This is a genomic window from Paenibacillus sp. MABNR03 (assembly GCF_050455445.1).
Taxonomy (GTDB): Bacteria; Bacillota; Bacilli; order Paenibacillales; family Paenibacillaceae; genus Paenibacillus; species Paenibacillus xylanilyticus.
Genome location: NZ_JBCIYR010000004.1, coordinates 404186 through 416281, shown reverse-complemented (window position 1 = coordinate 416281; position 12096 = coordinate 404186). Strand labels below are relative to the sequence as shown.

The 12096-nt window shown below is 48.3% G+C and carries 12 protein-coding genes; 4 read left to right on the top strand and 8 right to left on the bottom strand.

Features of this window, described 5'->3' with window-relative positions:
• Nucleotides 1-147: 147 nt before the first annotated feature.
• The gene (locus tag AAIH57_RS21615) at nucleotides 148-519 is read right to left on the bottom strand and encodes a glyoxalase superfamily protein (RefSeq protein WP_175396782.1); all 372 of its coding nucleotides are present in this window, start codon (nucleotides 517-519) and stop codon (nucleotides 148-150) included.
• Between the two features lie 353 nt (nucleotides 520-872).
• On the opposite strand from AAIH57_RS21615, the gene AAIH57_RS21610 reads away from it, so the two are divergent.
• Nucleotides 873-1844, top strand: a complete 972-nt coding sequence (locus AAIH57_RS21610; protein WP_217506493.1) for a cation diffusion facilitator family transporter — start codon at nucleotides 873-875, stop codon at nucleotides 1842-1844.
• Between the two features lie 126 nt (nucleotides 1845-1970).
• On the opposite strand, the gene AAIH57_RS21605 is transcribed toward AAIH57_RS21610, so the two are convergent.
• A complete protein-coding gene (locus AAIH57_RS21605) occupies nucleotides 1971-2561 on the bottom strand; it encodes an NAD(P)H-dependent oxidoreductase (RefSeq protein ID WP_430022932.1) in 591 nt (196 codons plus the stop codon).
• A gap of 157 nt (nucleotides 2562-2718) precedes the next feature.
• On the opposite strand from AAIH57_RS21605, the gene AAIH57_RS21600 reads away from it, so the two are divergent.
• The gene (locus AAIH57_RS21600; RefSeq protein WP_430022931.1) at nucleotides 2719-3756 is read left to right on the top strand and encodes an AraC family transcriptional regulator; all 1038 of its coding nucleotides are present in this window, start codon (nucleotides 2719-2721) and stop codon (nucleotides 3754-3756) included.
• Between the two features lie 193 nt (nucleotides 3757-3949).
• A complete protein-coding gene (locus AAIH57_RS21595) occupies nucleotides 3950-4450 on the top strand; it encodes a hypothetical protein (protein WP_430022930.1) in 501 nt (166 codons plus the stop codon).
• Nucleotides 4451-4824: 374 nt separating this feature from the next.
• On the opposite strand, the gene AAIH57_RS21590 is transcribed toward AAIH57_RS21595, so the two are convergent.
• Genes AAIH57_RS21590 through AAIH57_RS21575 form a run of 4 tightly spaced genes read right to left on the bottom strand, consistent with a single transcriptional unit; the run spans nucleotide 4825 to nucleotide 8608 of the window.
• The gene (locus tag AAIH57_RS21590) at nucleotides 4825-5898 is read right to left on the bottom strand and encodes an ABC transporter substrate-binding protein (RefSeq protein ID WP_430022929.1); all 1074 of its coding nucleotides are present in this window, start codon (nucleotides 5896-5898) and stop codon (nucleotides 4825-4827) included.
• Complete coding sequence (locus AAIH57_RS21585; protein WP_413036301.1) at nucleotides 5895-6701, bottom strand: ABC transporter permease; 807 nt, start codon at nucleotides 6699-6701, stop codon at nucleotides 5895-5897. Before AAIH57_RS21585 ends, AAIH57_RS21590 begins: the two co-directional genes overlap by 4 nt.
• Nucleotides 6676-7509 carry an ABC transporter permease gene (locus tag AAIH57_RS21580; protein ID WP_175396789.1) on the bottom strand — a complete coding sequence of 278 codons (834 nt, stop codon included), beginning with the start codon at nucleotides 7507-7509 and terminating at the stop codon, nucleotides 6676-6678. The genes AAIH57_RS21585 and AAIH57_RS21580 overlap by 26 nt, the downstream gene beginning before the upstream one ends.
• Complete coding sequence (locus AAIH57_RS21575) at nucleotides 7499-8608, bottom strand: ABC transporter ATP-binding protein (RefSeq protein WP_175396790.1); 1110 nt, start codon at nucleotides 8606-8608, stop codon at nucleotides 7499-7501. The genes AAIH57_RS21580 and AAIH57_RS21575 overlap by 11 nt, the downstream gene beginning before the upstream one ends.
• A 217-nt stretch (nucleotides 8609-8825) precedes the next feature.
• Between AAIH57_RS21575 and AAIH57_RS21570 the strand changes: the two genes are divergently transcribed.
• Nucleotides 8826-10208, top strand: a complete 1383-nt coding sequence (locus tag AAIH57_RS21570; RefSeq protein ID WP_430022928.1) for an MFS transporter — start codon at nucleotides 8826-8828, stop codon at nucleotides 10206-10208.
• Nucleotides 10209-10248: 40 nt separating this feature from the next.
• Here AAIH57_RS21570 and AAIH57_RS21565 read toward each other — a convergent pair whose 3' ends face one another.
• On the bottom strand, nucleotides 10249-10716 hold the full coding sequence (locus AAIH57_RS21565; protein WP_430022927.1) for an NUDIX hydrolase: 468 nt from the start codon (nucleotides 10714-10716) through the stop codon (nucleotides 10249-10251).
• A gap of 144 nt (nucleotides 10717-10860) precedes the next feature.
• Complete coding sequence (locus AAIH57_RS21560) at nucleotides 10861-12069, bottom strand: nitric oxide synthase oxygenase (protein WP_175396793.1); 1209 nt, start codon at nucleotides 12067-12069, stop codon at nucleotides 10861-10863.
• Between the last annotated feature and the right edge of the window lie 27 nt (nucleotides 12070-12096).

Here is a 12096-nt window from a genome sequence, read left to right as displayed (position 1 = left end):
AGGCCGCCGGAGAAACTCTTGGCGGTCTTTTTAATTGATTGCCGTCTCATCACCCATATTGGTCACCTCATAAGGAACGATGGTATTTCCAGCTAAAGCCAACCAATAATCCATCATTCTTTCCCTCCCCTTCTCTTTGCTAAGTCCTCAATCTATCTTGCTGGAAGCTTCATAGTAAATAATCCGGTTGCCAAACGGATCCGTCACAGTCATTTCCCTCATTCCCCAAGGCGTATCATTAATCCCCGGTCTGGAGTGTTTATATTTTTTCTGATTAAGCTTATCACACAATTCATCCAGATTAACCGTTTCTATTCTTAGGGCCGCCCCCGGTGTACAATCGCCATGATGCTCGGACAGATGAAGGACAACAGAATTGAGCGATATCTGCATATATAAGGGCATATCCTCTTCAAAACGGTGCTCCCAATCTACGCCAAACCCCAGATAGTCAACGTAAAACACTCTGGCCTTGTCCTCATCAAATATCCTCAAAATAGGTACAATCCCTTTCAACATCCTGATCACTTCCTTTGGAATAATATATGATTCCACTTCAGCCCGCTAAACTGTATTAGATATTTTTTATACGTAACATATTTCCATAATACAATAAATCTTGAACCTGCAATGGAATCATGATCGTTTTTGTTCAAATATAAGGATCTGTGAATTTGCGCTTATTCATTTTCTATAATTTTGTCCATATTATAATATGACCTTTTATGCATAATGCTGGGATATGTAAAGCGGGTTATAATAACATTTAGTGGTAATGCACAAGATGTAACGAAGAATCTTGAATTTTACATCTATCAAATCTTTTGGGAGGAACATTCAACGTGGCTGAACAAGCAAAGTCTGAGAGCTTCATGTCTCTCGTCAAAAAGGGAAACACATCCTCGGCCGTAGCTATGGCAGGTAATGCCGTACTCGCTCTGTGCAAAGGAGGAGCCTTTCTATTCAGTGGCAGCGGGGCCATGTTTGCCTCTGCCATGCACTCGCTCGCCGATGCCATCAACCAGGGGTTCGTCTTTGTCGGAAGTGTGTTATCCGAAAAAAAACCGACACGTCGCTTCCCAACCGGATTTGGACGGGTCATCAACATTTTCTGTATGATTGCCGTGATCGTGGTCACGATTATGGCATACGAAACCATCCATGAGGGAATTCACCTGCTGCAGCATCCTGCTGGTCATTCAGGCGGCCTCTGGATCAACATCGGTGTGCTCGTATTGAACATTGTGATTGACGGTGCCATCCTGATCAAAGCGATGAAGGAAATCCTTGTTGAAGCGCGTGCGCCCAAGGCGTCCGGTTTCTCCCTTGTTCCTGCAGCGATCAAAAACGTGGGACGCGCTGCACCACCAACACGTCTCGTATTCTACGAAGATGTGGTAGCGGTACTCGGGGCAACGCTTGCCTTAATCTCTGTCATTGTCATTGCATTGACCAATTTCGCATTGCTTGATGGCATTGTGACGACCCTAATTGGCTGTCTGATGATTGCTGTAGCCTTCCGGGTCGGATACGACAATATGATTGGACTCATCGGTGTCGCTGCTCCGCAGGATATTGAGGACAAAGTGTCGCAGACCATTCTGGCAGACTCCCATGTGGCCGATATCCAGATGATGCGCATCATCCAGGAAGGCCGTTATTACCATGTTGAAGGACTGATTGAGCTGACCAAAGGCCTTTCTCTGGCCGATGCTGACGATATCAAGTTCCGTGTTCAGGAGAAATTGATGACCAATCCGGACATCGCCGATGCAGCCATTTCCATTATTGAAGATGATGGGGTGAAAAGCTGGGGCAAGAAACACTCGGATGTCATAAAATAACGACCGCTTTGATATAAATTAAAACAGACCAAGCCCACTCCAGCTGAAGTGGGCTTCTTCATGCTCAATTAACTTTCGACTATAGCCTTCAGGCTGTCGTTCCGTCCTGCAGATCAGATTAGTGTCTTATTGACCCTTGCCCTGTTTCATCCCCAAGGCCTCGATTTTCTCCAGCCACTTCAGGCGAAACGCTTCAGTCGATCCCTTGATTGGACTAATCTCAGTAACCCGTACCGGGGATACACCGGAAAAATTCAAAATATTCAATTTCATGACCCGGTGCCCGGCTTGCCTATATATCAAATGATTATACCAACGGGGTGTATCCATCGTAACAATGAGATGCGCGGACTTTCCTTTTAATAATTTGTCCCACAGGAGCGAGCCTTCCCGATATTTCATGGCAAACCCCGGCAAAAATATACGGTCGATAAATCCTTTCAGAACAGCCGGCATCGCTCCCCACCATAAAGGATACACAAACACCAGATGGTCTGCCCAACGAATGAGCTCCTGGGCTTTCACCAGATCATCCTCAAGATCCGTCCGCTTCCGATAACCGTATTTCAGGTTGGGATTAAACTGAATGTGGCTCAAATCAATAAAATTCACATTACTTCCGGCTCTTTGAGCCCCTTTGATATAAGCATCGGATAGCCCTTTGCAATAACTTTCCGGATCAGGATGGCCGTTAATGACCAGAATATTGGATTTCATACTTGGGTTCCTCCTGTATAATAAGTACGTAAGCATTTTGCATAAAATGCTGACATGAAAGCCGAAGAAGCAGGCGTACTATCATCATAAGGTGAACCTACATCTAAACAAATGATCGAGGACGCCAAAAAATTGCTAATTCGCGCAATGGAGGTACATGAATAACCACAATCTCGGAGTATCCATTTCCATGTTGTATCCAATCATGAAAACTCTCGTTCACAAAGGATATGAACCCGAAACCTTTTTCAAGTATGCCGGTTTTGACTCGGCAATATTGCAGCATGCTGAAGCCCGAATTCCAGTCGAAGAACTGGAACGAATTCTGCTGAAAGCTTCTGAATACTCCAATGATTTGTATTTTGGCTTAAATCAAGGACTCCTGCTCGACTTTGCTGACCTGGGCCTTCTCGGTTACGTTATGATGCATTCCAAAACGATTGGTGATGCACTCGCTGCATATCAGCGGTATAACATCATTTTGTACAGTGGATTCAATCTGGATTGGGAGATCCAAGGGCAAGATGTGGTTGTTCGTCTGTTTTTGCAGTCACCGCAGCAGATGTCCCGTCATTGTGTGGAAGATATGACTGTCTCCGTGTTATCTCTCATCCGCAAATTGGGGAATTGCCCAGTCGACATAAAGGAGATCCGTTTTAGCCATGAAGCACCTGAAGCAGCAAGAAACCTGACCCCATACGTCGACATGTTCGGAGTAACTCCCCAATTTGGAGACAACCATAATCAATTACGCCTGCACAAAGACATTCTCAGTCACCCCGTTCTTTACTCAGATGAAAAGATGCTGAAAGTATTTGAAACGATGGCCCAGGAAAGCAAGGAACAGCTGCATTCTTCCCATACGTTCTCTGGCAAAGTCAGCCGCTGGCTGCTTGATAGCCTTCCTGCCACCTTTCCGACATTACAACATACCGCAGAGCATCTGGGTGTTAGCATTCGCACACTTCAAAGCCGATTGCGTGAAGAAGGTACGACATACCATGAAATATCTGTTCAGGTACGCAAGGAGCTTGCGCTGAATTATTTGCGGGGAGGAAACTATTCCGTTGGTGAAATTGCCTATGCCCTTCATTTTTCCGAGCAAAGTGCTTTTCAGAACGCCTTCAAAAAGTGGACCGGACGGACGCCCAGGCAATACCGCGCGGACCTGAAGCAGTCTGTGGCATTCGATTAGGACTATACGAAGGTACGACTTCGGTTTGAGGAACCTGATCCTTGGAATCTTCCTAGACTTAAGTCTAGGTTCATTTTAACTCCAAAGACCGAGGATAGCCTTTTCTCGTTCATGGTATGCTGTGTGTAACGAGAAAAAAGACTTCAGGACTGTTCGGAATGACTCTAATGAAATGATAAAAAGGAGAGATATCATGGCTAAACGTACGATCCTTGCGCCTGTGCTCATTTTGCTGGGCGTGTACCTGATTCTGAACCAGGGAGGTTCACTCGGTCCGGGGACAATCTTTGCCAACTTCTGGCCTACCCTGTTTGTGATCCCGCTGGGGCTGTTTTTCCACTGGCTGTACTTCTCCATGATTGGCAGAGGGGTTGGGTTGCTTGTACCGGGCGGTATTTTGCTGACTGCCGGTGTGGTTAGCCAGATTGCCATGCTCTTCGGTAACTGGGGCACGATGTGGCCTGGATTTATCCTTGCGGTAGCTGTAGGTTTGTTTGAATTGTACTGGTTTGGCGGACGGAACAAATGGCTGCTTATCCCTATCAACATTTTGACGGTGATCTCGCTGTTATTCTTCTCCGTCATGTCCATTGGTTCGATGCTGAGCAGCCTGTCCTTCATCCAGCCGTTCTTGGCGATTGTGCTGATTATGGGTGGGGCATGGTTAATCGTGGGTCGCAAAAGAAACATGTAGTGGCATAAGCTGAAGGGCTCGATTACACTAGACCACTCCGATGACAGAACAACTTCCGATCGCTGTTATTCCCGGATTTCCTTGATTCTCCCCTTTAAAATGGAGAAATCCGGGAATAGCTTATGCTTCCGAAGTAGCTTTCTTTCAGAAAGCTTTTAGGCGCACGCTTTGCTTCTCCAGTTTGTTCTATCCTCTCCGTTCCATGTAATCTTAATGTTCATCTTATATACCAATAGCAAGTGCATTTTGCTCTGAAGATAAGGGTAAGAGAAACCCCGCTGATCCATTCAATGATCAGCGGGGTTTTTGACTTTGACTTTATAAGCATATTCAAGTGTGTAACAGCCGTGTATGCGTCATGCCAATCCAGCTGACTATTTGCTGTGCATTTTAAACTCAAGGAACAAGTCGTTGTAATGCGAAAGCATTTTTTTACCCAAGTTATCGTACACTTCCAGCTTGCCTGTCAGTGTCTCATCCGGATAGAAACGCTCATCGCCCGAGATATCCTCTGGCAGCAGTTTCAGTGCCTCGGCGTTTGGTGTGGAGTATCCGACATACTCGGCATTACGTGCGGCGTGATCCGGGTCCAGCATAAAGTTAATAAACTGGTGTGCTCCTTCAATGTTGCTCGCCGTCTTCGGAATGACCATGTTATCGAACCAGAGATTCGAGCCTTCCTCAGGCACCACGTAATCGAGCTTGTCGTTCTCGTCCATAATCTCGGACGCATCTCCGGACCATACGAGTCCAACTGCTGCTTCCTCGTTGGCCAGCAGCATTTTGATCTCATCACCCACAATGGCTCTGACGTTCGGCGTCAGGGTAGACAGTTTTGCCAACGCCTCCTGCAGGTGGTCTTCGTTGGTATCATTCAGGGAATAGTGCAGACTGTTCAGTCCCATCCCCATGACTTCACGAGCACCGTCGAGCAGCAGGATCTGGTTTTTCAGGCGCGGGTCCCACAGGTCGTTCCAGCTCTCAAACGTCAATCCGTCAACCAGCTCCGGATTGTAGACAATCCCCACCGTCCCCCAGAAATACGGGATGGAATACTGGTTGCCTTCATCAAAGGACAAGTCCAAGAACCGGGAATCAATGTTATTCAAATTCGTTAATTTGCTGTGATCGATGGGAACGAGCAGGTTCTCTTCTTTCATTTTGCTAATCGCATATTCGGAAGGGATGGCTACGTCAAAGGTCGTTCCCCCCTGCTCAATCTTGGTCAGCATCGCTTCATTGGAGTCGAACGTCTGGTAGATGACCTTGATGCCCGTCTCTTCCTCAAACTCCGTCAGCAGATCCGGGTCGATATAATCGCCCCAGTTATAGATGGTCAGCGTGTTGCCGCCAGAGTATCCCTGGCTCTTATTGAGATATGACGCCAGAATCATCAGGGCAAAGGCTGCCACAAACACGATTGCAAACGTCCGTACCAGTTGCTTCATGGACGCAGCCCCCTTCCGGCAGGTGTCCGTGCGGCGCGGCGGTTAATGAAGTAATATCCTATAACCAGCACCACCGTCAGCAGGAAGAGCAGGGTCGACAGTGCATTAATGGACAGTGACACACCCTGTCTGGCCCGGGAATAGATCTCTACCGAGAGTGTGGAGTATCCGTTCCCCGTGACAAAGAATGTAACCGCGAAGTCATCCAGGGAATACGTCAGTGCCATGAAAAATCCGGCAAATATACCCGGTTTGACGTAGGGCAGCACCACACGTGTCAGGATCTGCCATGATCCCGCTCCCAGATCGCGTGCCGCATCCATCAGCGTTGGGCTCATTTCCTGCAGCTTGGGCAGGACCATGATGACCACGATTGGCACACTGAATGCGATATGGGACAGCAGGACGGATGTGAATCCCAGTTTGATCCCGATCATGGTGAACAAAATCAGGAAGGATGCTCCGATAATGACATCCGGGCTTACGATCAACACGTTATTGAGAGACAACAGCGTGTTTTTGGTCCGTTTACGCCGCACATGATAGATCGCAAGAGCTCCTGCCACACCAAGTATGGTCGAAATTGCTGATGACAGCAGGGCGATAATAAATGTGTTGAGTACTATGATCAGCAGCCGGGTATCGGCAAAAACTTCCCTGTACCATTCCAGCGTGAACCCTTCGAAATTACGCATGTGGCCGCCACTGTTGAACGAATAGAAGATCAGGTACGCAATCGGTGCATACAGGATCGCAAATACAACAGCCAGATAGACGTTAGACAGCTTTCCGTTTCTTCCCATTACGCACCTCCTTCTTCCCTGATCCGGTCAGAAACATAATGATCGCCATCGCAATAATCAAAAAGACGGCAATCGTTGACCCCATCCCCCAGTCCTGGGTGACGAGGAAATGCTGTTCAATGGCTGTTCCCAGCGTAATAACCCGGTTCCCCGCAATAAGGCGGGTGATCATGAACAGGGATAATGCTGGAATAAATACAGCCTGGCATCCCGATTTAACTCCAGAGAGCGTCAGCGGGAAGATGACCCGGCGAAACGTCAGCCAGGATGAAGCTCCGAGATCCCGCGCTGCATAGATCAGCGAAGGATTCATTTCCTCCAACGCGTTGAAGATTGGAAGAATCATAAACGGAATGAAGATGTACACCGAAACAAAGATAAAGCTGAAGTCGGTGAACAAAATCTGCTGCGAACCTATACCGATCACTTCGAGCAGGGAGTTGGTCAGGCCATATGTTCCGAACAGGCCGATAAAGGCATAGGCTTTTAACAACAGATTAATCCAGCTTGGCAAAATGATCAGCAGAAGCCACAGCTGCTTGTGCTTCGTCCGGGTCAGCAAATACGCTGTCGGATACGAAACTAACAGGGCAAACACCGTAATCAGCAAGGCATACCAGAATGAACTCAGTGTCATCTGCATATATACAGGCGTAAAGAACCGGGCATAGTTGCCAAAGGTGAAGTTACCCTCCACATCAAAAAACGAGTAATAGACAACCAGCAGTACCGGAGCGACAACGAACAGCACCATCCATAATACATATGGAATCAGATACGCATTGCGTGTACTCGCCTTACTCTGCATGGGTGGCCTCTTGATAGGCTTCAAGTCGTTTGTCGAATTCTTCTTCGGTCTCATTAAAGCGCATGACGTGGATGGCTTCCGGGTCAAAATACAGGCCAATCCGTTCCCCTACGACCGCTTTCTTCGTAGAATGCACAAGCCATTCATTGCCTGCATCGTCGTAACTGGATATCTCGTAATGCACTCCGCGGAACAGCTGGGAGTCGACATTGACCTTCAGCTTGCCCTGGTCTTCGGTTGTAATCTCCAAGTCCTCTGGACGTATCACGATCTCAACCGGCTCGTTCGGCTGTAATCCCTGATCGACACATTCATACTGGGCTCCGGCGAATTCCACCACAAAGTCCTGCTTCATCTTGCCGGATACAATGTTCGATTCCCCGATGAAGTCTGCCACAAAACGGTTAATCGGCTCATCATAGATGTCATTCGGCGTACCGCTTTGCTGGATCACACCGCCGTTCAGGACGAATATCTCATCCGACATCGCCAGCGCTTCCTCCTGATCATGCGTGACAAAGATAAACGTAATCCCCAGACGCTGCTGCAGCTCACGCAGTTCGTACTGCATTTCGGTCCGAAGCTTCAGATCGAGTGCAGACAATGGCTCGTCCAACAGCAGGATCTCTGGTTCATTTACAATCGCACGTGCAATCGCGACCCGCTGACGCTGTCCACCGGACATCTCGCCAATCTCGCGGTTTTCATATCCGGACAGGTTGACGAATTTGAGGGCTTCCAATACTTTGCTGCGTATTTCAGCCGTTTTCATCTTTTTGATCCGCAAACCAAATGCCACGTTCTCAAATACATTCAAATGCGGAAATAACGCGTAATCCTGAAACACGGTATTGACCTGGCGCTGGTGGGCAGGAACACGGTTGATCAGTGCTCCGTTAAAATAAATACTGCCCTGTGTCGGCTCCGCAAAGCCGGCGATCAGCCTTAATATTGTCGTTTTGCCGCAGCCCGATGGGCCAAGCAGCGTATAAAATTTACCCCGCTCAATCTCGAAGCTGACTTCCTTCAATACGGCTTCATCCTGATCGTATTGCTGAGTCACCCGGTCGAACCGGATAATTGGTTGTTGATCTGACATGTTTCATCTCGCCCCCTTAAACTTGAGGTACAACTTACCCTGTACACTTTCTATAAATACATTATTACAAATCCCATCTATTATATATGATTCAGCTATATCCGCAATGGTTTTGGTGTAAACGCTGTGTGTCTTTTCTTCTTATTTTCACAAATCCTGCATACATTACGGGTATATGTCGATATCTACGCATACCTCTGGGGAGATTGGAGGGATTTTGAAGTCAGATTTTGTGCGAAAGGAGTCTTTGCTCGTGGACATTCGCCGCAACCTGCCTTTGCTGATGATCATTTGTTTTCTTAGTCAGATGGGCGGATTCATGATCCTGCCCCTGTTTCCTTTGTTTATTGAGGAATTCGGCCTGTCCGGTTGGATGATGGGGGTTATTTTTGCTCTCTTTTATGTAGGGAAAGTCATTGGCGGGGTGCCGGCAGCGGCACTGTACCGTAAACTTGGAGGCAAAAAGGCGCTTGTTGTCATGCTGTTTGTTCTCGCAGTCTGCATGGGTGGCTTTGCGGTGGCTTCTGCTGCTTATTTGTTTGGCCTGCTGCGGCTGCTGCAAGGACTCGCCTCCACCGGACTTACGGTCATTGTGCGTTCCATCATCGGGGATGGGGGCAATACTGACAACCGTGGCCTGTACAATGGGTATATCAGCAGCAGTGAAGGCGGAGGTATGGTTCTCGGCCCGGTAATCAGCGGCTGGCTTGCACTGCATTGGCCACTGTCGGTTCCTTTCTTGCTTGTTACAGTGTGCTGCCTGATGGCCATGGGAACAGCCATGGGGATGAAGACCAGGCTGGGCTCTGATCAACCATCTGAACACATCGGACGTAAACATCCTTCAGGTTCGGACTTAGGAACAGCTTCTAACATGGCTGTAGAACATGCCCATGCGATTAAACTCCCCTCTTCAGCAACTGATGATACCGCTGTAAACAATACTGCTGTGAACGATATGGTCACAGCTTCTCCAACTTCCACTTCCGTTTCGCCTGCTCATAACGCTCCAAGCTCTTTTACAGGGCTTACCCGGCGACAACAACTTATTGGCTACGGCACGGTACATTTTCTGGAGATGAGCGCCTATGCCGTATTTCTGACGTACTTCGCCCTGTATGCGGCACACATTATGCATTGGGACCCGTTTGCGACCAGCCTTGCTTTTACTGTGGCCGGGATTTCAACCCTTGCTGCTGCTCCAGCAGCCGGATATCTGTCGGACCGTATGGGGGATCGTCTGTTACTCTGCATGTTCGGCATGTTGATGATCGGCATCGAAGTCATTGTTTTTCTAAGTACATCCTCTTATGTGTGGGTGTATGTTGGCATGCTGATTGGCGGGGTTGGCGGTGCCTGTTACATGGATTCGTTCTTTGCTCATATCGGGGACCACATCCCTGACACAGGTAGAAGCGAAGTCATAGGCAAAATTGTCTCCGCAGCCGAGATTGGCTCCATCGTGTCTCCTCTGATTGCTGCGCTGCTGGTGGAGTACATTTCGCTTTATGCTGTATTTGTGTTCAACCTTGTACTAATCGCTGCTGCCATCGCAGTTCAAGCAGGGATGCGGAGCCGGTACAGATCGAAACAAGGGTAACGCACAAGACTGCCCACACGAGTGGGCGGTCTTCTTTATTTTATTTTCTTCCTATTATAGAGGCTATATATTGTGCATTTTCGAGGATTTTTCTTTTTAAGTACGGGTCTGTCTTGTCAGGTAAATCTGTTGGCTTGTAAAACTTCGCTTCAAGAACTTCAACCCCATCTGGCCTCAGCTCTCCCTCATACTCCGTGCAAATGTACCCGATGACCACATTATAATATTCATGTCCGTTTTTTAATTTGGTATATAACTCCTTCCCGGAAAAGACACCGTATAGTTCAAGTTTCTTGAGCTCTATTCCAATCTCTTCATGGACCTCTCTCATCGCAGCCTCTTCTACCGACTCGCCGAGCTCCATGAATCCACCCGGAACTCCCCAGGTATCATCGATATGCCGAACCAGCAGAATCTCACCCGTCTTATTCAAAATCAAAATACTCGGTCTCACCAATATAACAGGAGCATTGCCAATCATTCCTCGCAGCGATTCAATGTAACCCATGGGTTATTCCCTCCCTATGTGAAGTCATGACCTCATTATAGGTGTGTTATATATTTCCATATAGAGAAAAAATTCTATTGTTTCTTTCCTATTTTATAGACTTCGTTTGATGCAAAACAGCAAAAAATAACCCGCTCGCACGAATTAGTGTGCAAACGGGCATTTCATCGGTGAATCTCCGGCCGGTGGTTGTTGATTCTCTGACTTGATACTGTGCTTTTCGCTATTCTGCAGTTCTGCTCCAGATGCTTTTCCATCCAGGGTATACGCCTGATCCTGTCTGAAAAAGTTCGGCTTCACGATATCATTGCGATAGGAACTGTGGAAAATATGCGTCGTCGCCGGAGATACGGGCGGAATCAGCCAAACCCAATCGCCGGTCAGCTCACGACCGGCCATCTCCTCCCGCTGCTCAAACAATGCAAATTGCGCTGCAGCCGTGTGGTGATCCACAATGCTGACGCCTGCTTTCTTGAACGAATGCAGTACGGCTACATTCAATTCAACAAGTGCTCGGTCTTTCCATAGCGTCGTTTCACTTGACGTATTTAGTCCAAGCGCTGCTGCCACCGCAGGCAACTTGTTGTACCTGAACGTATCCGCCAGATTGCGGGCACCGATCTCGGTTCCCATATACCAGCCGTTAAACGGCGCAGCCGGGTAAGAGATGCCGCCAATCTCGAGTCTCATGTCGGCAATCATCGGCACACCGTACCAGCGCAGGCCGAGCTTAGCAATCTCGGGCCGCTCCGGGTGTTCAATTGACACCTCCACAATGTCTTCCTGGGGTACAGAGTACCATTCAGGAGATTCCCCCTGCGCCTCAATAATGAGCGGCAGTACATCATAAGCGCTCCCTGCCCCTTTCCAGCCAAGTGACAGGGCCACCTTGGTCAATTCCACGGATGCGGGATCACCAACGATGCCTTGGCCTGTCTCGTATCCGGCATAACGGATGAGCTGGTGGTTCCAGATCCGCACGGGAGTTCCGCTTGGGCCATTCGGTGGAAGGATCGTAATCATGGGAATGACTTTACCACCATTGGATGCAACGCGGATATGATTCAGCACTGCATCCGCCGCCGTTCCAGCCGTGTCTGCGTGACGCGCATCCACAATCCGCAGTTTATCCCAGAATAATCGACCAATACAGCGGTTGCTGTTCCTCCATGCCATTTTACAGCCCTGCTCCAATTCTTCGGCTGTATGCACATAGGTGCCGGTATCTTCAATCTCTTGGTTAACGGCAATAAGCCGGGCCTCCGCGTCTTCACGCGAATGGCCCAGCTCGTCATAACATGTATATATAAACCGTTCAGCTTCCTCCTGCAATTGTTCCAGGTCTGCCCGCATCGTTCATTCCACCAATCTATACATCTT

What these genes read in the sequence shown, in the direction of transcription:
- AAIH57_RS21615 (WP_175396782.1), bottom strand. Translation starts at nt 519, where the DNA reads ATGTTGAAAGGGATTGTACCTATTTTGAGGATATTTGATGAGGACAAG.
- AAIH57_RS21610 (WP_217506493.1), top strand. Translation starts at nt 873, where the DNA reads ATGTCTCTCGTCAAAAAGGGAAACACATCCTCGGCCGTAGCTATGGCA.
- AAIH57_RS21605 (WP_430022932.1), bottom strand. Translation starts at nt 2,561, where the DNA reads ATGAAATCCAATATTCTGGTCATTAACGGCCATCCTGATCCGGAAAGT.
- AAIH57_RS21600 (WP_430022931.1), top strand. Translation starts at nt 2,719, where the DNA reads ATGAATAACCACAATCTCGGAGTATCCATTTCCATGTTGTATCCAATC.
- AAIH57_RS21595 (WP_430022930.1), top strand. Translation starts at nt 3,950, where the DNA reads ATGGCTAAACGTACGATCCTTGCGCCTGTGCTCATTTTGCTGGGCGTG.
- AAIH57_RS21590 (WP_430022929.1), bottom strand. Translation starts at nt 5,898, where the DNA reads ATGAAGCAACTGGTACGGACGTTTGCAATCGTGTTTGTGGCAGCCTTT.
- AAIH57_RS21585 (WP_413036301.1), bottom strand. Translation starts at nt 6,701, where the DNA reads ATGGGAAGAAACGGAAAGCTGTCTAACGTCTATCTGGCTGTTGTATTT.
- AAIH57_RS21580 (WP_175396789.1), bottom strand. Translation starts at nt 7,509, where the DNA reads ATGCAGAGTAAGGCGAGTACACGCAATGCGTATCTGATTCCATATGTA.
- AAIH57_RS21575 (WP_175396790.1), bottom strand. Translation starts at nt 8,608, where the DNA reads ATGTCAGATCAACAACCAATTATCCGGTTCGACCGGGTGACTCAGCAA.
- AAIH57_RS21565 (WP_430022927.1), bottom strand. Translation starts at nt 10,716, where the DNA reads ATGGGTTACATTGAATCGCTGCGAGGAATGATTGGCAATGCTCCTGTT.
- AAIH57_RS21560 (WP_175396793.1), bottom strand. Translation starts at nt 12,069, where the DNA reads ATGCGGGCAGACCTGGAACAATTGCAGGAGGAAGCTGAACGGTTTATA.